Origin of the sequence: Salinicola aestuarinus, assembly GCF_003206645.1 — a bacterium.
Classification (GTDB): domain Bacteria; phylum Pseudomonadota; class Gammaproteobacteria; order Pseudomonadales; family Halomonadaceae; genus Salinicola; species Salinicola aestuarinus.
Map to the genome: position 1 here is coordinate 49,061 of NZ_PZJP01000007.1, position 20,213 is coordinate 69,273.

Here is a 20,213-nt window from a genome sequence, read left to right on the forward strand (position 1 = left end):
GACTCTGAGCTCACTCCGAGTCCCACATCGAAGACCGATGACGAGCCGACTGCTCACGCCGCGCCTCCTCAAGCGCCCGCTGGACCTCGCGAGCAACGTGTCGAGCCAACGCTGTCTCATCCATCCCCGGAGCGGCACTGACATTGATATCGCCGAGCTGGATGCTGTTGTCGTTCACCTGCTGGCCACCGCCGGCCTGAATCGGTGGCCGGGTGTCGAACTGGATCGGTTCGCCGCCGGTGTCGATGCTCGGCATGTCGAACGGTGCGACGCTGGCCTGAATGGCGGGTAGTACTGGTAGCTGTGGCCGCTCGACGCTCGCGTGGATGCCCGGCAGCTCCGGCACCTGCGGCGTCGGAATTTCGGGCGTGGCAGTGGCGGGTAACGTCATCGCGCCGAGGGCGATACCGGCGCCGGCCTGGCTGACGCGCTTGGCAATCTCGGCAATGCGCTTCACGGGTTCGTCGCGTTGCCGCTCGAGGCCGACGTTCAGGCCGTCGACGGTGTAGCCACCAAAAGCGGTGAAGACACGCGACGGGCTGTTGATGCCGAGCTTGTCGGCGAACCAGCCTTTTACGTCGTCGGCGATGCCGACGACCTTGTCTCTTAGTGCGGCGATCTTGCCGCTGAGGCCGCTGATCAGCCCTTCCACCGTCCAGCTACCGAACTCGGCGAAGACTCGGGAGGGCGAGTTGATGCCGAGCACGTCGGCGAACCAGCCTTTCACGCTGCTGGCCATATCGACGACCTTGTCCCGCAGCGCTGAGAGCTTGCCGGTCAGGCCGCCGATCAGCCCATCGACGATGAAGCCGCCGAGCGACTGGAAGCGCTCGGGCACTTCGACACCGAGCTTGCCCAGCGCGGCGGTGATCCCCTTCCAGAGTAGGCCGAAGGGCGACCAGTTCATGAGTAAGCGCGCGACGCCGCCCAGCCCTCCGTCGAACGCGGCTTTCACGTCGGCCCAGCGCTGGGCGAACCACTCGCTGATGGCGCCCCAGTTGCGATAGATGAGGTAGACGGCGCCGGCGATGGCGGCGACGGCGAGGCCGATCGGGTTCATCAGAAATGCCCGCCCAACGATGGCGATGAGCCGGCCAATCCACGTCAGCGCCGAGCCCAGCGCGGGGAGGATCCGGCTGGTGAGCCGGAACACTTTGCCGCCGAAGCCGCCGGTCTGAACGCCCAGCATGGCGAGCCCGTAGCGCACGGTGACGATCGGGCCGAGGATCGACGCCAGCATGATGGTGAATGCGCCGCCGACGGCGACGAGGGCGGCAAGACCCGCTGCCGCTTTCGCAATGCCGCCGGCCAGCTCCGGGTTCTGCTTGATCCAGTCGCCCACGCCGCGGGTGATGGTGGTCACGGACTGGATGAGGTCGCGTAGAGGCCCGTCGTTCGTATCCGTGATCGAGATCCCGACCTCTTCCCAGGCCGAGCGCAGCGACTTGAGATCGCCGCCGATGTTGTCGGCCATGGTCTCGGCCATACGGTCGTTCTCGCCGCTGGCGACGCGCAGCTTCTCGATCAGCTCGTCCAGCGCGCCAGTACTCATCTGGCTGACGAGCTCGGCCATGCCGCTGCCCGCTTCGGCGCCGAAGATCTGCTGGAGCGCCTGCTTGCGATCGGCGTTGCCGAGATCCTTCGTCGCGGCATTGATGTCGCGCAGGATGTCGGGCATATCCCGCATCTGGCCGTCGGCGTTGGAGACCTGGATGCCGAGTTGCTCGATGACGCCGGCGGCTTCACGCGACGGGTCGGTGAGGCGGTTCATCATGCCGCGCAGCGTGGTGCCGGCCTGACTGCCCTGGATGCCGATGTTGCCCAGCATGCCGGCCATCGCAGTGGCCTGCTCGAGTGTGAGGTCGAGATCCTCTGCGCCGCCGAGATACTTGACGGTTTCGCCCAGCTTCTCGAGATCGACGTTCGCGCGGCTGGCCGTCGCCGAGAGGATGTCGGCAACGCGCCCCATGGCGCCGTCCTGTTCCAGGTCGATCTTGAAGGTGCCGGCAATGTTGCTGGCGATGTCGGCGGTACGGCCCAGCTCGGTGTTGTTGGCAATCGCGAGGTTGAGCACGTCGCCCATCGACGAGCGGATCGCGTCGGCGCTCATGCCCGCGCGCAGCAAAAACTCCTGCCCGGCGCCGACCTCGCTTGCCGAGAATGCGGTCGACGAGCCGAGATCGCGTGACTGCTCCTTGAGCGCCTGGAATCGCTCGTCATCGGCGTCGAAGCGCCCCACGGCTTGTACGGCGCTCATTTGCTCGCCGTACGCCACACCGGGCGCGAGCATGCGGGCGCCGCCGTAGAGGGCCGCGCCGCCGGTGGCCAGCCCGGTCATCCCCGCGCCGCGGATGGCGTTGGTGCGACCGATACCGCGGTGAAACTGATCCGACGCCTGCTGCGCCCGGCGCTGGGCATCCGCGAGGCTGCGGAGGCGCTGGCGCTGCTGATCGATGTCGCTCGTGGTATTGCGGATCTTGCGGCCGAGATCGCGCTCCGCGTCCGACAGCTTGCCAGTCATGCCGTGGGTCTCGCGCAGGCCCTGGCGCAGCCGGCGCGACTTGTCCGTCTGATCGGTGTAGCGGCGTGAGAGTTCGCGGGCCTTGCGAATCGCGGCGTCGCGCTCGCGATTGAGGGCGGAAGTGTCGTCTTCGGTGGTGCGCAGTTGCCGGGAGAGCTGTTTGACGCGGTCACGCTGTTGGCGCAGGGCGTCGCCGCTTTCGGACGCCTGGCGCTTCATCGCCTTGAACGCCGTCAGGTCCTTCTGGGCGCGCTCGAGGTTGCGCAGCTGGTCGCGGCTGGCCTTGAGTGCCTTGGCCGTCTCGCCACTGCCTTCGGCGATCTTCTTCAGCGGCCGGGTGGCGTTATTGACGGCGTCGAGGACGACCTGGAGTTTGAGATCGCGCGCCATTCAGCGGGCTCCCGAGCCGATTCTGGTAAGGTCCGGGCTTTGCAATGTATCGGCACGGGGCGAGGGCATGGGCTGGATCCGGAACGGTTGGCGACGATTGGTTGTTGGCGTGCGGCGGCTGAAAAAACGGCATTGGGATGAAGAATTCCGCGACTTTCCCAGTCCTCTAGTCTTTGGCGTCTACAGACACGCTCCACCATTTCGACGGTTCTGTCGCTGGATTGGGGACCGCTTCGGATCGTTGCTTAGAAAAGGCCTGTGGCCGCTAGTGTTCGCTGTCATCGCCGGCCTGCTGACGGCGTTGTTGGCTAAATGGTTGGGTCTGTAGTCGATAGTTCTGTCGCAGTGCCGTAGCCATCCGTTCCAGATAGTCGGCGGACTCGGCGGGTGTCATGTCCGGCGAGAGGAAGACTTGGGGCATGTCCGCCACGCGCAGCAGATCGAGCTGGGCACTTTGTTTCTGGGTCAGCCAGCGGCGTCTGATCATCGCTTTCTCCTTCCTTGCCCCTGAGCGTGACTCGACTCTGGGGATTCGCTGCGTTTGCGGGCGCGATCGCGCCATTCCATCAGTTCGCGCAGGGAGAATTCGGCGCAGTCGGCGGGGGTCCAGTGGAACACGATGGCGAGATCCGCCATCGCGTCTTCGACGTTACCGGGCAGGCTTATGCGGCCTCGCCCCGTGCCCGCTTCGAGAGCAAAAAACCGGCGATTTCGCTGCCGCACTGGACGAGATCCGCCGGGTCCATCTGGCGTACTTCCGGCTCGGTGAGGGACGGGCTCGACAGGCGCGGGATCAGCTTGATCAGCGCATCGGTCTGCATTTGCAGCACGTCCGTCAGCGCGACGCCGCGCAGCTCGCCGCTGGTCGGCTTGCGCAGTGTGAGGGTGTCGATGGTTTGCTCGCCGCGCACGATGGCCGTGTCGAGTTCGATCTGGCCGGTGACGGGCGCGGCGGTTTTGTCGGTGGTCTTCTCGGTCATGGTGGTCTCGCAATGGTCGATTGATGTCGATTCATGCCGCCCCGAGCGGGGCGGCGGTGGCTGGGGTCAGCGGATCAGAGGCCGAGATTGGCGCGGCGCTGGGCGTAGCGGTCCTCGCCGTTCACCTTGAACAGCATCGAGGGCAGGTCGATCTCGATCTTGGTGCTGCCGTTGATGACGAGCTTGTAGTAGCTGAGCGTGCTGGTGACGCTGTGTTCGGTGTTCTCGCCGTCCTGGGCGTCGCCCATGTCGATCTCGGTGTGGCGGCCGCGCATGACGACTTCGACGGGGATGGTTTCCTGATCGTCGTCGGACTCGTAGCTGCCGGTCATGCGCAGCAGGTCGGCGTCGATGCGGCTGGAGCCGAAGTTGTCGAAGATCTCGGCGACGAGGCCGCCGACGGTCCATTCACAGGTGATGAGGCCGTCGAAGCCCATGTCGATGCCGACGGTGCCGTCCATGCCGCCGCCGCGCCATTCCTCCATCTTGCGCGACAGCGTCGGCAAGGTGACGGACTGGACGGTGCCCTGCCAGTTGTCGCCGTTGCCGAACAGGTTCATGGATTTGAGTTTGCGGGGGAGTGCCATGGTTCAGGCTCCTGTATTCGGGCAGTCGGCGATCAGTTGAGCGCGGCGACGCGATCGGCGAAATCGGCGAGGTAGGTATCGGTGATGCGCTGCTGGAATCCGAGGTCTTCCAGCGGCGGTACCGGGGTGTAGTCGTAATCGATGCGCAGCTTGCCGGCCTTGAGACTCGCCGCCGTGTTGAGCTCCTCGTTCAGCCAGGCTTCGCCGTCGACGATGGTCCCGAGCGACTTCAGCTCGCGCAGCTTGGCATTGATGCCCTCGATGATGTCGCGGGCGAGGCTGGCATGGAGCGGCTTGTCGATCGCCCAGAGATGCGCCTCTGCGATCGTGTCCGCGAGGATCTGCGCGGTGCGGGTGTAGTTCTCGAAGGGGAACAGGCTCTCCGGCCCGGCGCAGGTGCGGGAGCCCCAGAAGCGATAGCCACTCTGGTTGATGAGCGTGGTGACGTCGGCGCGGTTGAGCAGCCCGGCGTCCGTGGTCGGTGACTGGAGATCCCAGAACACGTCCGCGCTGATGCCCGTCACGCCGTTGACCGGCACGTTGCTCAGTGTCTTGTGCCAGCCGATGGTTTGATCGAGCTTGGCGCGCAGCCCCAGGGCGCGGGCCACCGCGCTGACGGTGATGGTGGCCTCGGCGGCGGTATCGAATGCCTCGAATTCCGGCCAGAGGATCATCAGCTCGCGCGCGCCGAACTGGTCGCGGTAGCTCGTCGCGTCGGTGAGGGTGGCGGCGCCGAACGCCGAGGCGTAGGCGAACGCGCGAAGATCCTGCGCGATGCTGACGAGTGCGGTGGCCACCGGCTGGGTGTCGAGTTCGGGCGCGCCCAAAATGCGGGGTGTGACGCCCAGTTTCTGCTTGGCCGTCAGTAGTGCCTGGAGGCCGGTGCGGCGGTGGCTTTCGTTCACCGTGCCGATGACGTTGCTGGTCGTCTCGTTTTCGTCCGCGCCTTCCGCGACGCGCACGACCACCACGACCGGGCTGCACTGGTCGGCGATGGCCTGGAGCGTGCGGCGCAGCGTGCCTTGGGTACCGGCATTGCCGAGGGCGCTGGCCACACTGGTGACGAGCACCGGGGTATCGAGGGGGAAGGCGTTGTCGTCGGCGTCCGGGCCGGTGCAGACCACGCCGATGACGGCGGTGGAAACGGTGCGGATGGTGCGCGTGCCGTCGTTCACTTCGACGACGCGAACGCCGTGGTGGTATTGGTCGAGAGCCATGAATGCGTCCTGATCAGGGGAGCGGGGTCAGGGCCTCATGGTGTGGGGGGCTGGTAGGCTGGGGCGAGCGGTTGGCGTTGTAGAATGAAGGGATACAGATTGCCGTCGTAGAAACGACAACGCCCCGCAGGTGCGGGGCGTTGCTCAATCGGACGATGTCAGGATCGTCTTTGCCTAAGCGGTTTCTTCTGCCATCGCTTGGCTAGCCACTCGAATTCTTGAAATGCCGTGGTACTGCCCGTTTTCTCCCGCACTCCTTCGATGAAAGGCTTTGCGCAATCGTAAGTGCCTGTAATTATTCTAAATTGCGATTTTTTGAGCATGTGCTCGTGGTAGATGTCTTCTTGAAGCCCGACGCTGAGACGTTCGTAGTGATTCAAGATGTAGCGAATATCCTGTACTCGGCTTTCTCCCTTGCAGCCAGGGTCGGCTAGCAGGCGGATGTTCTCGTTAGATTCACGGAGTTCAAGCAACACATGGTTCGCTCGGATGAGCCGTTCATCCGAGCGAACGTTGAAAAGAAGGTCGGCGGTCTGCTTTTTCTTCGCCGTATTCTTCACGCTCAATACCGAGACCACAGCAACGATGACAGCCAACATCGTCAGCGCCGTGCGCACGATCTCAGGCATCGTCCAAACTGCCTTTGCTACTTGACCAGGATCATCCATTCACTACGGCCTTGACGCAGAAAAGGCGCCATAAGCGCCTTTTCGTGGAGGGATAGGGACGAACAGATTACCAGTTCTTAGTAACCATCGTTCTCGTCCGTTACGCGGTTAGTGACAAAATTTGCCATTGCGATAGTCATATGTGCTCCCCCTGTTGGACGCGATGCTTGCGTTGCTGTGGTGGCTTCACTGTTTAGCATCACGCTGTGCAATTCACACTACACCAGATTCTAACGGCTCGCCAGACACCGTTGGCTTTCCGAAAAGCCTCAGTTTCAAACGTATCGGCGAAAAGCGGACCCAACTTTATACAGACCTAACATGGTTTTATCAAGAATTATCTAACCGCGGCCCGCAGCGCTTGGCGATGGAGGCGCCGTTCATGACGTGGCCGTAAAGGCTGGCCGCGGCGGGCGACTGTAGCGCGGTGAGGGCGTCGTAGATCCGGTACTCCCGCATCAGGCCCTGCACCCGAAGCATGTCGTTGCAGAGCGAGTAGAGGTTCACCCGGTCCGCCTCGTCCAGCGCGTCGTCGTTGGCCGGGGCGGGGAGCCACTGGCCGTCCAGCGCGCAGGCGGCGATGAAGTTGCAGGCGTCGCTCAGATCGTCGGCGGGGATCATCTCGGCGCGGGGCACATTAAAGCGGGTATGGACGAGGCTCCAGAGCTTGGCGCGAGCCTGCCGTTTGGTGGCGCTGGGCAGCACCTTGATCTTCTTGCCGATCAGCTCGTGGAGAATGTGCAGGCCATCGGTGCCGATGGTGGCCGTGGCGATATCGTAGCGGCCGTGCTGCCGGATCGCGGGCAGCACCTCGGCGGTGACCCACTTCTTGAAGCGCTTCGCCTCCGCCTTGCGCGAACGCAGGATCGCGGAGTAGAGGCCGGACTCATTGATGAGGGCGACGCCCCTGGGGCCAAAACCGACGATTTGTCGGTTTTGAACTTCGTCGTCGTCCAGCTTGCGTGTCATCGCCTGCGCGTCGGTATAGAGCAGGGCAGTCGCAACGTCCATAGCGACAAACCACGGCTGATCGTTGATCAGCAGCGTGCGGACTTCGTGGGTATCGAACTGGAAGGGCAAAATCTGAGCGGTGGCTTGCATGATGAGACTCCTCGTTCTGATCGGAGTCCGCCACATCCACGACCAAATGGAATGGGAGGCGGACCGTACGCAGGTTGGTCGACCGGGGAACGTAGGCAACCCGGCAGCCCGAAGGCTCCCACGCACGGCCCGCCATAACTGGCAGGCACAAAAAAAGCGCCGATAGGCGCCGTGCGCCATACGTTCGATTCGGGCGACCAAACCCGGCCACTGATGTCGCAGCGGCAAGATGGATGGTGGCCCAGCGGGTGGGGGGAGTCAATAGATTGGAACAGGGGGCTATGACGCGGCAGGCGCGGAAATGCTCCCATTTTGGGCGGCAAGCGTCGGAGCCGAGCGCAGCGGCAGGGGTACGGTGGTGGGGCAACATCCACTACCGAGGAACATCTGATGATGAAACGAATTCGCAGCCTGATCGTTCGCGCCGTCCCACCGATCGAGCGGTGGCCGAGTTGGCTGGTGAGGGTTGTAGAGGCGAGAGCCCTCACAGGTAGCGTGATCTGTTCGGCCATGGCGCTAGAAATGATCATAGCGCTGGTGCCTGCGACCTACCACGTGGGCATTACGCACGAGGCCATCCAGATCTGGGGGTTCGCGCTGCTACTCGCCGGAGCGGCACTCTGGTTCGCGAACGAGGCCGCATGGATCGATAGCACGCGGGGTAGCCAGCCCTGATGGCATGAAAAGGCCCGCCACGCGTCGGGCCGGGCTCAGAAGCCGTCGGTCTCGTCCATGTCAGATCACCAACGGTAGGCCGACGACCTCGTCGTCTGCCTCCTCCTCGACTGTCTCGTCTGCGTCGATCCGCGCGAGCTGCTCGACGTACTGCGCAGCGAGCGCGGCGAGGTCCGCCGAGGCGGCGAGCATCATCAGCGCGGCGATGCCGGCGTGCTGCCAGTGGGTTGCGTTCATGCGGGTTCCTCGGTGGCGGTGTCCCAGGTTATCGCCTCGAGCGCGGCGCGATCCTCGGCCGCCTCGGCGTCGGTGATCCGGTCTTTCAGCGCCCACGATTTCACGAGCAACGTTTGCTTGAACTCTTTCGCGGCATCGGTGAGTGCGATCATCTGTTCGGGCGTGAGCGAGTAGACGGTATTCGACTTCGCGCGCAGCGACATGACCGCGCCAGTCTCGCCGGCGGTGCGCAAGTCGCGGGCTTCGATAGCGAGCCCGAGTAGATTCGCCTCGTCCTGATCGGGTCGGGTCTGGATCACGTCCTCGGTGCCGTCCGGCAGGGTATAGGTCATGCCGGCGACAAGATCGGCTTGAAGGGCGGATTTAATAGCGATGTTCTTTTGAGCCGACAGCTCAGCTAGAGAAAGGGCGGGCTTGTCTACCCATGCAGGCCGGCCATTCTGCCCAGCGCCCATGACTTTACCCTCGGGCTTTCCATTCGCTTTGGCGCCGTACTCTTTGAACTCTTCGGCGCTGACCGGAACGGCATCATCTGGCCAGCTCCCCGCCGTTTCGTAGCTGTCTCGAAACTCCGCCGCCAGAAATACCGATTTGGAGGGGCTGAAATAGTGTGAGGCTTGCTCGTCGACTGTTTCCAAGATCATCCTTAGTAACCTATGGCCATGTAGTAAGCCCCGCCCGACGTGGGCACCTCGGCGTGAATTCGAAAGCCGCTATTGCTCACTGAAAAAACCGAGAGATCGCCTGTGTTCAGTTTGCCCAGGTCAGTAAGAACGACCGACGCGCAGTTATTAGGAAAGCTGACAGGGAATGTTTCATAAGAATCCACATCATGCGTGCCCCATTGCAAGATCAACCCATTCGGCATTTTGCAATAGCCAGTTGCCGTGAGGGATTGATCACTCATCCCCGAATGCACGATCTCGACCCAGCTCGACCAACCGTTATCATCAGTCCAGCGGCGCCGAAATATTCGTTGTTCGCTGGTGCCGTCTTCCATATAAAACACGCTGGCCTGCGCGCTTGAATATCGCGTCAATAGAAACGTACCGGAGCCAGCCGGCTTGCCATCAACATTCGATGTCGCGCGATAGATCCCCGAGGGAACATTCGCTGGTGAACTGCTCATCGAGGCATAAGGCCAGGTCGGCACTGTATTGATTCCAATACCGAAGGAGCCCAGCAAGTTAACGGACCGTAACGGCGTCATTGTCCGCCCGTTGGTCCACCCAGCGACTGCCTCGTCGAACGACGCGATCTGCAAAATACCGCGATCGGTTTCGGTCGCAGACGTTAGGCGGGCGAGCGGAACGGTGCCGCTTTTGAGGTTGCCGGCGTCGCGGTAAAAGTCGCCGTGCTGACCATCCAATAAATCGGCGTCCATACCCGAACCGGCGCCGTGGTTCTGATTGTTCCAGTCGAGCCGCCAACTGTCCCACGTGCCAGCGCTGGGGCTTCCGCTCCTCCAGAATTTGCGCGCGCCGTCTATCACGATCTGCGTTATCTGGTTGGTGTAATGCCTACTCAGGTTAATCAATATGCCGGCGATGCTGGCATTACCATCCGGGCCGTGCTGCCAATCTCCCGAGCAAGTAACGATGATGTCTCGTCGAATAAATGTGTTGAAATCACTACCGAAGATACCATTGCCATCCGGTGCGTTTTCTCCAATGCCAAACTGTGTCACATAGTCGGCGACACGCGCTGGCGTCATTATCCGAGCATTATTCGATCCAGCCTTTGCCAGATCGCTTGTTGCGATCTGCAAGATACCGCGATCGGTTTCGGTCGCCGACGTTAGGCGGGCGAGCGGAACGGTGCCGCTAGTGAGGTTGTCGGCATTGCGGTAAAAGTCGCCGTGTTGACCATCTAACTTGTCGGCATCCATGCCCGACCCCGACCCCATGTTCTGGTCGCTCCACATCGTAAACCAGCCGGACCAGTCGGACCTGACGAAGCCGCGAACCCGCAGCGTTGGGGCGTCTGGCTCGGTTAGCTGCATGACGCCGGTGCCATTGTTGTATCGCGTCCATACCACGGTCGCAGAACCACCGGGACGATTGAAACCCGACGTAATACGGTAAATTCCGGACGGCACTCCTGTGGGGTCTGCGTTCAGGTCTTTGAGCGGCCAAGTCGGCTGAGTCGTGACGCCCAGGCCGAACTGCTTAAATGCTGAAAACACCTGCGCGACAGAGGGCACGACAGCGGGATCAGTACCGGCGTTTGCCTCGGTATCCGTTGCGCGCTTGACGAGGCCCGTCCGGCTGGTCGTTGCCGTCCGAGCGTTGAGCGCTGCCGGGGTGACGGCACGGGTGTTGTCGCCCCCCTCTTGCGTTTCGCCATAGGTCGCCAGCTCGATCATGCCCTGGGCAGATGTCGTAGCACCGGGGTGGTCGCGGCTGGCTGAGTGATCGTTGAGCGCTTTTACCGTCGCGTAAGCCTTGAGGATCTTGTCGATTAACGCTTTCAACGTGCGGGGCACGACTGCGCGCAGGCGGTCGTTGCCGGCGTCGACTTCCTCTTGTGTCGCGATCTCAATGATGCCCTTGATCTCTGTCGTCGCCGGCGGGTTGAGGAAGGCGGCGTCGCCGAACTGGATAGTCGAGACGTCGAGCGAGGCAAAAACGACGTCTGTCGCGAGTAGCAGCGTCGTCGGCTCGGCTTTCTCGATGATCCAGTCCGATTGCGACGTGACGCCGAACAGCACGCCGCCATCGGTGATCAGGCCGATCTCGCCAACCGAGTACGTGTCGCCGCCTTCGTCCTGCACCGTGACGTGGAGCGTGTCGGCGGCGACCGCCTCGCCGGCGATGGTGTCGATGCGTTTGATCGGTTCGCGTAGTTCGGTCTGCTCGGGTGACGGCGTGTAGCGACCGCGGCCAAGCGCGACCTCGGCGATCTGTAGCGCGTTGGTGCCGTCGTGGTCCGCGTCGATGAGGGCGGCGCGGCCGGCGTCGGTGATCGTGAATTGAATCGACATGAATTCCCTCTAATCGGCGGTTGCCGACAGGCGGCGGTAGATGATCGGGCGGGCAGCGCCGGCGATACCGACGCCGCCGGAAGCGCGCAGGCCGGCGGTAAAGGTGAAATGCGAGCGGACCGGCTTGGTGCGGCTGATCTCGTCGACGATGTCTTGCTGAAACTCGGCGGTATTGGGCACGGCGGCGCCGAGCGACAGGGTGACGTCGAACGTGTGGGGCGCGCCGGGCGTTGCGCGCTGCCACCACTCGCGCAGCGCGAGCGACGAGCCGAACGAGCGCACGACGTCGCGCACACTCCTGGCGGTGCCTTTGCGACGCTGAATCTCGATGGCATCGCGAATCCGCTGACGCTTCACGGCCTCCGGCCAGTAGGGTTGCCACGAATCGAGCGACAGCGCCCAAGCGAGCCAGGGCAGGGCGTCGGCGGGGCAGGTGTCGGGGTTCCAGAGCGAGCGCAGCGGCGCGGGGAGATCCGACGCGCTCGAGATTGCGGCCTCGAGCGAGCGCTCGGCGCGGGTCGCGTTGGGCGGTAGCAGTGAGGGGGGATTACTCATCGAGCCCCCCGTCGGTCAGCTCAATCCCGGTGCAGTAGGTCGCCTGGGTGCGGTCGACGACGAGACTCGCCGTCGGCTCGGCGAGTTCGACACGCTGGACGCCAGTCTGGTGCAGCGCGGCATAGACGCCGGAGAGCGTGACGTCGAGGCCGAGCCGGTGCTGGCGTTCGGTGTACTCGTTCGCCGTGCGGCGGGCCTCGCGCATGACGACCTCGCGGTCGGGGCCGGCGTAGAAATAGAGCGTCGCGCGCAGGCGGTACTCGACGACGTCGACCGAGCGCACGCTGACGTGATCGGTCAGCGGTCGGACGTCTTCGGCGGAGAGCGTCGCATCGACGGCGTCGAGAAGCGCCTGGGAGGCGTGGCCGTTGCCGTCACGCGAGAGCACGGTCACGACGACTTCGCCCGGCGAGGGGCTGGTCGCGCTGGCATCGAGCACCGCGCCATCGGCGGACAGGGCATGGAACACATAGGCGCCCTCGGGGCCGGCCGTGCTGAATCCCTCGAGTGAAAGCTGGATGCGGCGGCGGAAGTCGGCGTTGCTCTCGAGCGTTGGCGGTACCGGTGGGATGGCGTCCGGATCGCCCTCGCTGAGCGTCTGGCGCTCGACGCCGTAGAGCGCGCCGAGCTGGTCGAGATCGGCGTCGATGGCATAGGCGAGCATGACGCCCTTGGCCGCTTCGTTGATGCGCTGGCGCAGCAGCATTTCGCGATAGGCGGCGACCTGCAGGATCTTGTAGGCCGGATCCGATTCGACGGTCGAATCGAACGACGGATCGCGCTCGCGCAGATCGGCGAGCATGCCCTCGAAAATCGTCTCGAACTCGATTTCTTCGACGACGTCCGGCGCCGGCAGGCGCGAGAGGTCGACCGCGGTGAAGCCTCCGGCCATGTCAGCTCTCCCGCCCGATCGTGACTTCGGCGGTGAGCGAGTCGCCGTTGTCGATACGCTGGGCGGTCATTTCCAGCGTGAGCCGGCCGGGTCTGTCGGTGGAGACCTGGCGCACGACGCGCTGGACGCGAATGCGTGGCTCCCAACGCATCAGGGCAACGACAGTGGCCGAGTATGCCCGCAGGGCGGTGGCGCCGTTCAGGGGCTGGTCGACCAGTTCCGGCAGCAGCGAGCCGTAATCCCGGCGCATGAGGCGGGAGCCGATCGGCGTCGTCAGGATGTCGGCAATGGATTGGCGGATGTGCTCGATACTGTCGAGCGGGCCGCCGGTGGTTCGGTTCATGCCGCGCATCACGACACCTCGCCCGAAGTCTGGTTGCCGCGCTGCACGTCGTCATGCGTGTGGCTCGCGCTGATGTTCTTGCCATTGCTGGTGACGGCGCCGGTGAATTTGACGTCGCCGGCGATGGTCGCGCTCTTGCCGCTGGGCTGACTGAGGTTGCCATTCAATGTGACGTTGCCGTTGATGACGACGTTGGCATTGATCGTCGCGCCACCGGTGGCCGTGGCGGTAAGCGCGGCGGCGGTGGTGACGGTGACGTCGCCCTGGGCGTCGAGCGTTGCCGAGCCGGGTAGGGTGGCGGCGAGATGATGCGATTCGTGGTCGTACTCGATCACAGCGCCGTCGGGCATCAGCCAGTGGGTCAGGTTCGGGTCGTTGGCCGGCGCGGGGCTCGCGTTGGCATAGACTGCCGGCAGGGCGATAGCGGCGCGCATCTCACCGCCGGGCGAGACGAGGACAACCTGCTCGCCGGTGGTCGGCGGGTTCCAAGTGCGAGTCTGACCGGCGCGATCGACGAGCCACGGAATCCAGTCGGTGAGCAGATCCCCGGTGCGTACGCGAATGCGCGCAGCGGCGTGGTCGATCTCAGCGACCGTGCCGATGCGGATCAGGTTCTGCAGTAGGCGAGCGAGTTCGGCGTTCATTGCGATCCGGTGGAAGTAGCTTCGGTGCAATGGTCCGAGTCACGCTCCTGGCATGCGAGCAGTCGGCGTTGTAGAACGGGCCTCAACAAATGATCGCTTTGAAGCGACGATCCATGGACTCAGGAAAGGGAATGAGATGTCGCTCGATATCGCTACTGAATACGATGACCTTCTGAAAAAGCACTATCTGGGCTCACTGAGGCCGGTCGCCAGCGACTACACAGGGCTATTTCTGCCAGCGATACCGCGTGAGCTCGGCGACAAACGCGTGATGCTGGTTGGGAAAGAAACCCGTCAATGGAACGGGACATTGGAACGCTGGTTCGAGTCTTCTGCGGAAGGGCGGACCCGCGCCTACATCGACCGAGCAATCAATGGGTACCTAGAGACACGGTGCATGCCGCCTTCTAAGTACCGCTTTCTCCAGTTTCTCAGGCAGTCCGAGCAAACTCTGTCGCTTCCTAAACATACCCTGCATTGGGCGAACCTGTTTGCCGCCGCATTCAGACGAGGTTCTCCGCAGAATCGGCCGGAGTCAGAGCTCAAGCCGTTGCTAGCGCTTTCCTACGACCTGCTCGCTGTACAGATCCAAACGCTGGAGCCGGACGCGATTCTCTTCACGACAGGCCCAACGTATGACCCCTTCATCAAACAGTTCTCGCAACGATTTGGCGGCTACGAGACCGTGAAAATTCACGAGCCTCGTAGGCTTTGGGAGTTCCGGCTTGGAGATATTCGATGCTTCCGAACGACTCACCCACGCTATGCAGCCGGGAGGACCACGCGTGGGCTGGCGCTGAAGCAGATCGACGCGCTCTAGGAGCCACGGGTCAGGTGATCCAGCAGACCGTCGCGGACGCGCTCGCGATCGGCCTCGGAAAACCCGAGCAGCTCGCGTTCGGCGTATTTCACGCGAGGGCCGTTCTCGGTGACGCGATCGCGCAGGCCGTACTGGTGCGTGCGGGCGATGCCGCCGACTCGACCGAAAAATCCGGCGGTGGCGCTGTTCGGCGTCGAGCGGGTGCGCAGGTATTTGGCGGTGCGGATCGTCGAAAACATGGCGTCCCGGCGGATCTGGCCCTGGCGATCGCGGGAGCGGCGCGGGGCGAATGTCGAGCCGTCCGGGTTCTGCTGGCGCTTGATACGTTCGCGCTGGCTACGGCGTAGATCCGTGGCGACGGTGCGGGCGAGTTGACGACGACTGCGGGCGTCGAGCTGACCAATGAGTGGCGCGAGCCAGTCGTCGAGCTGGTTGAGATCGTCAGAGGCCATCGCGAGGCCCGTCCCACTCAGCGATCAACTCATGGTCGCCTTCGGTGGTGGAATCGCGTAACAGCAGCTGCCAGTGCTCGGCGGGGCAGTCGTCCGGCTCGAACCGGGGCATGCGGTGCTCGGCGTGAATCTGGCCCGTGGCGCAGTCGCGCTTGGCGACGACGCGCTCGGTGAGCTGCACGCGGATCGCGAGATCGACGGCGCTGTTATTGAGGATCTCGGCCTCGAATGCGACGGCCTGTTTCGGATCGAGGTCGGGCTGGTAGATCGAGAGCCAGTCGAGGAGGGGGATGACGACGGCGTCGATCTCATCGGCGTAGTCCGTCAGCACCAGCTGCGCGGTGTAGGCGTAGCCGTGTGAGAGGTTGGGACCGCGCGCGAATTCAATCGAGCCATCCTCGACGAACGCCAGCAGGCGATCCGGGTCTCGGCGCAGGTCGGGCACGGCGTCAATCAGTTGCTGGCGCAGGGCGTTGAGCTTTTTCATCGGTGGCTTCCGTTGCGGTGAGTGCGTCGACGAGGCCGTTGTGACGGATGGCGCAGCGCTGATACTGGCCAGCCCATTCACGCATCGTCAGCACGACATCGCGGCCGGTGCCGTCAGTCAGCGCCGGCAACGTTTCCGGGCATCGGGTCAGCAGGTTCTGTTGAATCGGGGGCGCGGCCGGCGGCAGCGTCGTTGAGCAGGCGGAGAGCATCAGCGCCGAGACAGACATTGCGATAAATCGGTTTCTGGATCTCACGGACGATTCCCCGGTCGATGATGCGTTCGTTGGCATCGAGCGTTGAAAGTCGGGCCTCGACGACGCCGGCGATGACGCTCTCTCGCGCCAGCGCCTGGCTGGCCGTTTGGCGAGCGGCTTCGATCGCGGTGAGGCGGTGGCTATCCTCTAGCCATCCGCGGGTTAGCCAGCCGGCGGTACCGGCAGCCGAGACGGCGAGGGTGAACAGGCCGACGAGGATCCGCGTTTTCATTCCAGGCCGGCCAGGCAGAGGTCACGCTCTGCGGCGCGGCGTTTGACCAGGCCGGCGAGTTTGCGGCCACCGGCGTAAACCCAGCGGGTCAGCTGATTGCAGGCTGCGCGGACATTGCCGGCATTGAGTTCGCGCAGTAGCGTCGAGCGGGCGAATGCCCCTTCGCCGACGTTAAACACGAACGAGGCCAGCGAGGCGCGGCGGCTGGGCGGCATCGTGGCGTTGATCTCTGCCGATACGTTGCGGTCGATGGTATCGAACGCGGTACCGAGATCGCCGGCGAGCAGGTCATCGCACTCCTGCTGCGTGCGCGTCTGGTTGAGCTCGACCGCCGGGCCTGTGTGGCCGGTACAGATCGTGGGGATGCCGACGGGATCCGGATACGCTTGGAGCTCGGTGCCTTCGTAGTGTTTGACGACGTTGATCGATATCGACAGCGCGATGCCGCAGGCACCACCGATTGCGCCTCCCGTCAGCCAACGACCGATGTTTCGCATCAGCGAGCCCTCCGTCGTTCTCGCCAATCTCGAAACCGCTCGAGGTATTTGGGCACGAGTAGGCCGATCTGCAGGCCGAGGTAGGCGAGCGTCAGAATGGTGATCCAGTCCGAAGGCGTCATGCCACCGGCGTGGAGCAGCGAGACGATGGCCGGCGGTGTCGTTTTGATGGCTTCTGTACCGATACTGAGCTGCTGGGCCATGGTCGTCCCTGCGTTGGCGATGAGTAGCGTGATCAGCACGATCATCGGATCGGGCTTCGCGGTGGGGCTCCTGCTATGGCGTTGGGTTGGTCGCATGGCATTAGTCCCAGAGCCGCACGGTTCGCGCGGCGGGCGTCGGTGTCGCAATCTCTGGCATCACCACGGCGGTGCCACTCGGCAAAATCGGCCCGAGTTCGCAGAGCCCGGGGTTGGCGAGCAGTACGGGCTCCGTGACGGCTGTCGTGCCGTAGTGCCGATGGCAGAGCCGGTCGAGCGTGTCGCCCTGCTGGCTGCGAACGTTGCGGCTCATATCAGCTCGACCGTGACGTGCGAGCGCCCGGCGATCTCGCTGACCGCCCAGCGGGCGTCCCGGCGGTAGGTGTCGGCCGTCTCGTCGTGTAGGTCGCCGCGGTCTCGGGTCGCAGCGGTGGCGTCATAGTCTCGGTAGCGCTCGAGCAGCTGTGCGTGAGCCTCGGCGAACACGGCGCGCTGATAGAGCGCGGGGTAGACGCCGAACGGTTGCCAGTCCGGCGTCGGTACCGCATCGAGAACGGGATAGCCGGCCTCTACCTGCTTGGCTTGCCAGTGGCGCAGCACCCGGTTCGTCGTCGCGATCGCGGTCAGCAGGACGTCGGTCACACGCCGGGGCGTGACCGTGCCATCGATGCGATGCGCGTCCCGAAACGCGGTTGGGTCGATATCCGGCCAGAACGGCGCATTGGAGATCGGCGCCGCCTGGATGGCGCTGGCGTTGCCGGCGGCGACGAAGCTGGACATAGCGGCACCCTCGGCGTGGGGAATAAATCAGGGGGTGGACGACGGTTTCGGGAGAGCCTGGGCTTTCCGTCACCGTCGTGCCCCCTGGCGTCGGCGGTCGACTCGGTAGCCGATCAGGTCTGACCCTGATCGCTGGCGTTCTTCATGTCTCGTTCGAGGCGTTCGATGTCTTTCTTGACGCCGACGCGCTCATTCAGCTCGAGCGCACGCTGGAATGCGGCGAGCGCTTCATTCAGGTCGCCGCGAGCGCGATGGCCGTTGCCGAGCGCCTTGTGCAACTTGGCGCGGATCTGATCGTGCATGTCCGCGTCAGCGGTGAGGGTGTCGATCTCGACTAGGGCATCGAGCAGCGAGTCGTCATCGTCGGGCAGCGCCAGTGCCTGATCGGCAGATTCCTCGACAAGAATCGCCGGCGTAGAACGTTGGAATTGCTCGCCTGGATCGAGGTCATGGGCGATGGCATAGCGTGCGATTGCCAGCGCGCCGTCAATGTCACCGATGTCGATACGCCAGAGCATGACGCGCATCAGCACCTCATCCTGTGCGCCTTGGCCAGACTCCAATACGCCCGCGACGTACTCGGCGTAGTTGGGCAGGATCTCGCGCTTGACCTCGATCTTTCGCTCGACTGACTGGATGCTTTTCAGCCGACGGTAGTCCTCGAGGTACTGCGCGAGCTTCAGTTCGTACTCGTCACCGTTCATCGGCTGATCGCCGGCGTCGGCCGCCGCTTGGGCGGCCGACACGCGCTCGAAATGTTTGCGGATCGAGCTGGCCATGGTTACGCCCCCGAGCCTGCGTCGGCATCTTCGGCATCCTCGTGCGTGATGCCTTCCAGCAGGCAGCCGTAGCCGTAGTCCTCGATGACGTAGGCGTCGTTCGAGCTCTCGTAGTTGACGATGCGCTTGCGCTCGGGCTTCTCGATCAGGTGCCGGCGGCGCGAGCCTTCTTGCCAATAGATCGAGAGGTTGTCGGTGGAGGTGATGAAGATCGCGTTGTCCGGCATGAACGGCACCTGGATGGCGTTCTGCCCGCCCATGCGCTTCGCGGCCATGATCAGGTCGAGCGCGCGGGCCTCGGTGGGCTGCTCCCACTCGTTGATCTTGGGCAGGTACTTGTCGGTCATCATCGAGCGGCCGACCAGCGCGACGAGATCGGTGTTGTCGCGATACCAGGGTTCGATGAGCGAGTTGACCGCCTCGTACACCAGCGCGTCGAGGTTCTGGAACTCCTGGCCCTTGCCGATCTTGGTCCCACTGATGACGCGGGCGCTGGCGTTGTTGCGGTACTGCTGCAGCCAGCCGATGTTCACGTCTTCGAGCATCGGATTTTGGGTGCGGTCCGTTTGCGTGGCGGCTTTCGTGCCGTGGAAACCGATCATGATGCGATCGAGCGCCTGCTGCCGGATGATGGCGTCGCGCACGCGGGCCTGGAAATCCGGGAATTTCGACCAGGCGTCGAGCTTGGCCCAGGTGATGAAGGTGTCGAACTCGGTTGAGTGGCACTCGTAGTTCTGCGGCTCGAGGTTGGTCGGGTCAACGGGTACACGGTCCTGCTTGCTGACATCCGTACGACCGGCGATCGGGCCAGTGATGCCGAGGCCCAACTTCTGCCCCTTGAGATCGCGGACGCCGGTCATGTTGATGCGATTCAGAAACTCGCTGGATTCCTGAATCTTGGTTTCGAGCGTCTGCTGAACGGTCGGCTCGATCTCGAACGCAGTGAAGGCGTTCTCGGCACCGTTGAGCTGAGCGAGCTTCGCGGCGTAGGCGTTGAAGGCTTTTCGAGTTTCGTTGCGCATGGTCTCTCTCAGCAGTCCGTTTCGATGAAGTCGTTACCGCCGGTGGCTGGCTGGCGTCGTGTGTGGCGCGGCGTCGTGTCGATCTGGGCGTAGAGCTCTTCGAACCGGGTTTTCAGATCGTCGTGCGCCGTCCGCAGCTCGTTGAATGCGGTGGCGGTAGGGCGTTTGGCGAGATCGTCGGCCAGGGCCTGGTGGCGCTCGACGAACAGGCCGAGGGTGTCTTCGAGTTCGATGCGGAAGGCTTCGAAACCCTTGTCGGTCTTGGCGTCGTGTTTGGCGAACAGCGCTTTGACGCGGTCAGTGAGCGAGGGGCCCTGATCCTTCGGAGGCTTCTCGGTGAAATCGAACTCGGTTTCCATCGCTTCGGAGAAGACGTTTTCCGGTCGCTGCTTACGACCTGCGAGCGGGGAGGCGTCGCCGGCACCCGCCGCGAACTGAAGCATCTGGGTACCGAGCGAGGCGGGGGAGTCGGTAACGGCGAGGCCGACCAGATACGCCTCACCGGTACCGGCGAAATCCGTATCCACCTCCATGCTGGTGTAGATCTTCTGACGCTTGTCGTTGAGCGCTTTCAGTTCGTCGGTCGGGTCGATCTCGGCGAGTAGCTGCGTCTTACCCTCGGCATTTTTCTTGGTTTTCAGCGACGTAACATCGCCGTATGCCTTGAAGGGGCTGTCCGGCAGCACACCGCGGATGTGCTCGAGATTCACCCGGCAGCCGTACTTTTCGGGGTCGAAATTGGCGGCCATCTGGTTGAGCCAGTCGGCGCTGATCTTGCGGCCGTCGGTGGTGGCGCCTTCTGTCGCGATGCGATGCCAGGGCATTGAGCGTTCTCCGGGAGCGATGCGGGGACTGTATGGGCGTCAGGGTCCGCGTCGCGGCGTCGAGTCTCAAC

The 20,213-nt window shown here is 63.6% G+C and carries 28 protein-coding genes; 2 read left to right on the forward strand and 26 right to left on the reverse strand.

The features are described 5' to 3' along the window. Nucleotides 1–10 precede the first annotated feature (10 nt). From DOM41_RS11465 to DOM41_RS11500, 8 genes are all read right to left on the reverse strand, one after another. The gene (locus DOM41_RS11465; RefSeq protein WP_110687008.1) at nucleotides 11–2,911 is read right to left on the reverse strand and encodes a phage tail tape measure protein; all 2,901 of its coding nucleotides are present in this window, start codon (nucleotides 2,909–2,911) and stop codon (nucleotides 11–13) included. 265 nt (nucleotides 2,912–3,176) lie between these two features. Further along, entirely contained in the window at nucleotides 3,177–3,398 is a 222-nt protein-coding gene (locus DOM41_RS11470) for a hypothetical protein (protein WP_110687009.1), read from the reverse strand. Next, nucleotides 3,395–3,547 carry a GpE family phage tail protein gene (locus tag DOM41_RS17885; protein WP_110687010.1) on the reverse strand — a complete coding sequence of 51 codons (153 nt, stop codon included), beginning with the start codon at nucleotides 3,545–3,547 and terminating at the stop codon, nucleotides 3,395–3,397. Before DOM41_RS17885 ends, DOM41_RS11470 begins: the two co-directional genes overlap by 4 nt. Nucleotides 3,548–3,573: 26 nt before the next feature. Continuing rightward, a complete protein-coding gene (locus DOM41_RS11480; RefSeq protein ID WP_110687011.1) occupies nucleotides 3,574–3,891 on the reverse strand; it encodes a phage tail assembly protein in 318 nt (105 codons plus the stop codon). Nucleotides 3,892–3,965: 74 nt separating this feature from the next. Then, nucleotides 3,966–4,478: a phage major tail tube protein gene (locus tag DOM41_RS11485; protein WP_110687012.1), complete on the reverse strand. Its 513-nt coding sequence runs from the start codon at nucleotides 4,476–4,478 to the stop codon at nucleotides 3,966–3,968. A gap of 32 nt (nucleotides 4,479–4,510) precedes the next feature. Continuing rightward, on the reverse strand, nucleotides 4,511–5,695 hold the full coding sequence (locus DOM41_RS11490; protein WP_110687013.1) for a phage tail sheath protein: 1,185 nt from the start codon (nucleotides 5,693–5,695) through the stop codon (nucleotides 4,511–4,513). A gap of 158 nt (nucleotides 5,696–5,853) precedes the next feature. Continuing rightward, the gene (locus tag DOM41_RS11495; RefSeq protein WP_110687014.1) at nucleotides 5,854–6,363 is read right to left on the reverse strand and encodes a DUF4760 domain-containing protein; all 510 of its coding nucleotides are present in this window, start codon (nucleotides 6,361–6,363) and stop codon (nucleotides 5,854–5,856) included. Between the two features lie 330 nt (nucleotides 6,364–6,693). Then, nucleotides 6,694–7,464, reverse strand: coding sequence for a BRO-N domain-containing protein (locus DOM41_RS11500; RefSeq protein WP_110687015.1), 771 nt, complete (start codon nucleotides 7,462–7,464; stop codon nucleotides 6,694–6,696). A gap of 390 nt (nucleotides 7,465–7,854) precedes the next feature. Here DOM41_RS11500 and DOM41_RS11505 point away from each other — a divergent pair, with 390 nt between their 5' ends. Then, nucleotides 7,855–8,139 carry a hypothetical protein gene (locus DOM41_RS11505; RefSeq protein WP_110687016.1) on the forward strand — a complete coding sequence of 95 codons (285 nt, stop codon included), beginning with the start codon at nucleotides 7,855–7,857 and terminating at the stop codon, nucleotides 8,137–8,139. A 60-nt stretch (nucleotides 8,140–8,199) separates the two neighbouring features. Here DOM41_RS11505 and DOM41_RS17525 read toward each other — a convergent pair whose 3' ends face one another. Genes DOM41_RS17525 through DOM41_RS11535 form a run of 7 tightly spaced genes read right to left on the reverse strand, consistent with a single transcriptional unit; the run spans nucleotide 8,200 to nucleotide 13,793 of the window. Then, nucleotides 8,200–8,376: a hypothetical protein gene (locus tag DOM41_RS17525; RefSeq protein WP_157956924.1), complete on the reverse strand. Its 177-nt coding sequence runs from the start codon at nucleotides 8,374–8,376 to the stop codon at nucleotides 8,200–8,202. Next, nucleotides 8,373–9,014 carry a DUF4376 domain-containing protein gene (locus tag DOM41_RS11510; protein ID WP_157956925.1) on the reverse strand — a complete coding sequence of 214 codons (642 nt, stop codon included), beginning with the start codon at nucleotides 9,012–9,014 and terminating at the stop codon, nucleotides 8,373–8,375. Before DOM41_RS11510 ends, DOM41_RS17525 begins: the two co-directional genes overlap by 4 nt. A gap of 8 nt (nucleotides 9,015–9,022) precedes the next feature. Beyond that, a complete protein-coding gene (locus DOM41_RS11515; protein WP_110687018.1) occupies nucleotides 9,023–11,359 on the reverse strand; it encodes a gp53-like domain-containing protein in 2,337 nt (778 codons plus the stop codon). A gap of 9 nt (nucleotides 11,360–11,368) precedes the next feature. Next, nucleotides 11,369–11,914 carry a phage tail protein I gene (locus DOM41_RS11520; protein ID WP_110687019.1) on the reverse strand — a complete coding sequence of 182 codons (546 nt, stop codon included), beginning with the start codon at nucleotides 11,912–11,914 and terminating at the stop codon, nucleotides 11,369–11,371. Further along, nucleotides 11,907–12,806 (reverse strand): baseplate assembly protein, encoded by a 900-nt coding sequence (locus tag DOM41_RS11525; RefSeq protein WP_110687020.1) that lies wholly within the window; start codon nucleotides 12,804–12,806, stop codon nucleotides 11,907–11,909. The genes DOM41_RS11520 and DOM41_RS11525 overlap by 8 nt, the downstream gene beginning before the upstream one ends. Before the next feature lies 1 nt (nucleotide 12,807). Then, nucleotides 12,808–13,149 (reverse strand): GPW/gp25 family protein, encoded by a 342-nt coding sequence (locus DOM41_RS11530; RefSeq protein WP_245391823.1) that lies wholly within the window; start codon nucleotides 13,147–13,149, stop codon nucleotides 12,808–12,810. Between the two features lie 8 nt (nucleotides 13,150–13,157). Further along, nucleotides 13,158–13,793 carry a phage baseplate assembly protein V gene (locus DOM41_RS11535; protein ID WP_110687022.1) on the reverse strand — a complete coding sequence of 212 codons (636 nt, stop codon included), beginning with the start codon at nucleotides 13,791–13,793 and terminating at the stop codon, nucleotides 13,158–13,160. Between the two features lie 136 nt (nucleotides 13,794–13,929). Between DOM41_RS11535 and DOM41_RS11540 the strand changes: the two genes are divergently transcribed. Beyond that, a complete protein-coding gene (locus DOM41_RS11540) occupies nucleotides 13,930–14,613 on the forward strand; it encodes a hypothetical protein (protein WP_110687023.1) in 684 nt (227 codons plus the stop codon). Here the strand turns inward: DOM41_RS11540 and DOM41_RS11545 are convergent. The 11 genes from DOM41_RS11545 to DOM41_RS11590 form a co-directional block, all read right to left on the reverse strand. Further along, nucleotides 14,610–15,065: a phage virion morphogenesis protein gene (locus DOM41_RS11545; protein ID WP_110687024.1), complete on the reverse strand. Its 456-nt coding sequence runs from the start codon at nucleotides 15,063–15,065 to the stop codon at nucleotides 14,610–14,612. The genes DOM41_RS11540 and DOM41_RS11545 overlap by 4 nt on opposite strands. After that, nucleotides 15,055–15,552 (reverse strand): phage tail protein, encoded by a 498-nt coding sequence (locus DOM41_RS11550; RefSeq protein WP_110687025.1) that lies wholly within the window; start codon nucleotides 15,550–15,552, stop codon nucleotides 15,055–15,057. The genes DOM41_RS11545 and DOM41_RS11550 overlap by 11 nt, the downstream gene beginning before the upstream one ends. Beyond that, on the reverse strand, nucleotides 15,515–15,781 hold the full coding sequence (lysC, locus tag DOM41_RS17965; protein WP_425353271.1) for an Rz1-like lysis system protein LysC: 267 nt from the start codon (nucleotides 15,779–15,781) through the stop codon (nucleotides 15,515–15,517). The genes DOM41_RS11550 and lysC overlap by 38 nt, the downstream gene beginning before the upstream one ends. Further along, the gene (locus tag DOM41_RS11555) at nucleotides 15,666–16,040 is read right to left on the reverse strand and encodes a hypothetical protein (RefSeq protein WP_110687026.1); all 375 of its coding nucleotides are present in this window, start codon (nucleotides 16,038–16,040) and stop codon (nucleotides 15,666–15,668) included. Before DOM41_RS11555 ends, lysC begins: the two co-directional genes overlap by 116 nt. Then, nucleotides 16,037–16,537 carry a lysozyme gene (locus tag DOM41_RS11560; protein ID WP_110687027.1) on the reverse strand — a complete coding sequence of 167 codons (501 nt, stop codon included), beginning with the start codon at nucleotides 16,535–16,537 and terminating at the stop codon, nucleotides 16,037–16,039. The genes DOM41_RS11555 and DOM41_RS11560 overlap by 4 nt, the downstream gene beginning before the upstream one ends. Then, nucleotides 16,537–16,836 carry a hypothetical protein gene (locus DOM41_RS11565; RefSeq protein WP_223160983.1) on the reverse strand — a complete coding sequence of 100 codons (300 nt, stop codon included), beginning with the start codon at nucleotides 16,834–16,836 and terminating at the stop codon, nucleotides 16,537–16,539. Before DOM41_RS11565 ends, DOM41_RS11560 begins: the two co-directional genes overlap by 1 nt. A 4-nt stretch (nucleotides 16,837–16,840) precedes the next feature. Further along, nucleotides 16,841–17,050: a tail protein X gene (locus tag DOM41_RS11570; protein ID WP_110687028.1), complete on the reverse strand. Its 210-nt coding sequence runs from the start codon at nucleotides 17,048–17,050 to the stop codon at nucleotides 16,841–16,843. Next, the gene (locus DOM41_RS11575) at nucleotides 17,047–17,517 is read right to left on the reverse strand and encodes a head completion/stabilization protein (protein ID WP_110687029.1); all 471 of its coding nucleotides are present in this window, start codon (nucleotides 17,515–17,517) and stop codon (nucleotides 17,047–17,049) included. The genes DOM41_RS11570 and DOM41_RS11575 overlap by 4 nt, the downstream gene beginning before the upstream one ends. 113 nt (nucleotides 17,518–17,630) lie before the next feature. Then, entirely contained in the window at nucleotides 17,631–18,296 is a 666-nt protein-coding gene (gene gpM, locus DOM41_RS11580) for a phage terminase small subunit (RefSeq protein ID WP_110687030.1), read from the reverse strand. A gap of 2 nt (nucleotides 18,297–18,298) precedes the next feature. Next, nucleotides 18,299–19,318, reverse strand: coding sequence for a phage major capsid protein, P2 family (locus DOM41_RS11585; RefSeq protein ID WP_110687031.1), 1,020 nt, complete (start codon nucleotides 19,316–19,318; stop codon nucleotides 18,299–18,301). 8 nt (nucleotides 19,319–19,326) lie between these two features. Then, nucleotides 19,327–20,142 carry a GPO family capsid scaffolding protein gene (locus DOM41_RS11590; protein WP_110687032.1) on the reverse strand — a complete coding sequence of 272 codons (816 nt, stop codon included), beginning with the start codon at nucleotides 20,140–20,142 and terminating at the stop codon, nucleotides 19,327–19,329. Nucleotides 20,143–20,213 lie beyond the last annotated feature (71 nt).

Bases quoted from the DNA above. Each gene is read 5' to 3' on its own strand.
- DOM41_RS11465 (WP_110687008.1), bottom strand. From the start codon at position 2,911: ATGGCGCGCGATCTCAAACTCCAGGTCGTCCTCGACGCCGTCAATAAC.
- DOM41_RS11470 (WP_110687009.1), bottom strand. From the start codon at position 3,398: ATGATCAGACGCCGCTGGCTGACCCAGAAACAAAGTGCCCAGCTCGAT.
- DOM41_RS17885 (WP_110687010.1), bottom strand. From the start codon at position 3,547: ATGGCGGATCTCGCCATCGTGTTCCACTGGACCCCCGCCGACTGCGCC.
- DOM41_RS11480 (WP_110687011.1), bottom strand. From the start codon at position 3,891: ATGACCGAGAAGACCACCGACAAAACCGCCGCGCCCGTCACCGGCCAG.
- DOM41_RS11485 (WP_110687012.1), bottom strand. From the start codon at position 4,478: ATGGCACTCCCCCGCAAACTCAAATCCATGAACCTGTTCGGCAACGGC.
- DOM41_RS11490 (WP_110687013.1), bottom strand. From the start codon at position 5,695: ATGGCTCTCGACCAATACCACCACGGCGTTCGCGTCGTCGAAGTGAAC.
- DOM41_RS11495 (WP_110687014.1), bottom strand. From the start codon at position 6,363: ATGGATGATCCTGGTCAAGTAGCAAAGGCAGTTTGGACGATGCCTGAG.
- DOM41_RS11500 (WP_110687015.1), bottom strand. From the start codon at position 7,464: ATGCAAGCCACCGCTCAGATTTTGCCCTTCCAGTTCGATACCCACGAA.
- DOM41_RS11505 (WP_110687016.1), top strand. From the start codon at position 7,855: ATGATGAAACGAATTCGCAGCCTGATCGTTCGCGCCGTCCCACCGATC.
- DOM41_RS17525 (WP_157956924.1), bottom strand. From the start codon at position 8,376: ATGAACGCAACCCACTGGCAGCACGCCGGCATCGCCGCGCTGATGATG.
- DOM41_RS11515 (WP_110687018.1), bottom strand. From the start codon at position 11,359: ATGTCGATTCAATTCACGATCACCGACGCCGGCCGCGCCGCCCTCATC.
- DOM41_RS11520 (WP_110687019.1), bottom strand. From the start codon at position 11,914: ATGAGTAATCCCCCCTCACTGCTACCGCCCAACGCGACCCGCGCCGAG.
- DOM41_RS11525 (WP_110687020.1), bottom strand. From the start codon at position 12,806: ATGGCCGGAGGCTTCACCGCGGTCGACCTCTCGCGCCTGCCGGCGCCG.
- DOM41_RS11530 (WP_245391823.1), bottom strand. From the start codon at position 13,149: ATGAACCGAACCACCGGCGGCCCGCTCGACAGTATCGAGCACATCCGC.
- DOM41_RS11535 (WP_110687022.1), bottom strand. From the start codon at position 13,793: ATGAACGCCGAACTCGCTCGCCTACTGCAGAACCTGATCCGCATCGGC.
- DOM41_RS11540 (WP_110687023.1), top strand. From the start codon at position 13,930: ATGTCGCTCGATATCGCTACTGAATACGATGACCTTCTGAAAAAGCAC.
- DOM41_RS11545 (WP_110687024.1), bottom strand. From the start codon at position 15,065: ATGGCCTCTGACGATCTCAACCAGCTCGACGACTGGCTCGCGCCACTC.
- DOM41_RS11550 (WP_110687025.1), bottom strand. From the start codon at position 15,552: ATGAAAAAGCTCAACGCCCTGCGCCAGCAACTGATTGACGCCGTGCCC.
- lysC (WP_425353271.1), bottom strand. From the start codon at position 15,781: ATGTCTGTCTCGGCGCTGATGCTCTCCGCCTGCTCAACGACGCTGCCG.
- DOM41_RS11555 (WP_110687026.1), bottom strand. From the start codon at position 16,040: ATGAAAACGCGGATCCTCGTCGGCCTGTTCACCCTCGCCGTCTCGGCT.
- DOM41_RS11560 (WP_110687027.1), bottom strand. From the start codon at position 16,537: ATGCGAAACATCGGTCGTTGGCTGACGGGAGGCGCAATCGGTGGTGCC.
- DOM41_RS11565 (WP_223160983.1), bottom strand. From the start codon at position 16,836: ATGCGACCAACCCAACGCCATAGCAGGAGCCCCACCGCGAAGCCCGAT.
- DOM41_RS11570 (WP_110687028.1), bottom strand. From the start codon at position 17,050: ATGAGCCGCAACGTTCGCAGCCAGCAGGGCGACACGCTCGACCGGCTC.
- DOM41_RS11575 (WP_110687029.1), bottom strand. From the start codon at position 17,517: ATGTCCAGCTTCGTCGCCGCCGGCAACGCCAGCGCCATCCAGGCGGCG.
- gpM (WP_110687030.1), bottom strand. From the start codon at position 18,296: ATGGCCAGCTCGATCCGCAAACATTTCGAGCGCGTGTCGGCCGCCCAA.
- DOM41_RS11585 (WP_110687031.1), bottom strand. From the start codon at position 19,318: ATGCGCAACGAAACTCGAAAAGCCTTCAACGCCTACGCCGCGAAGCTC.
- DOM41_RS11590 (WP_110687032.1), bottom strand. From the start codon at position 20,142: ATGCCCTGGCATCGCATCGCGACAGAAGGCGCCACCACCGACGGCCGC.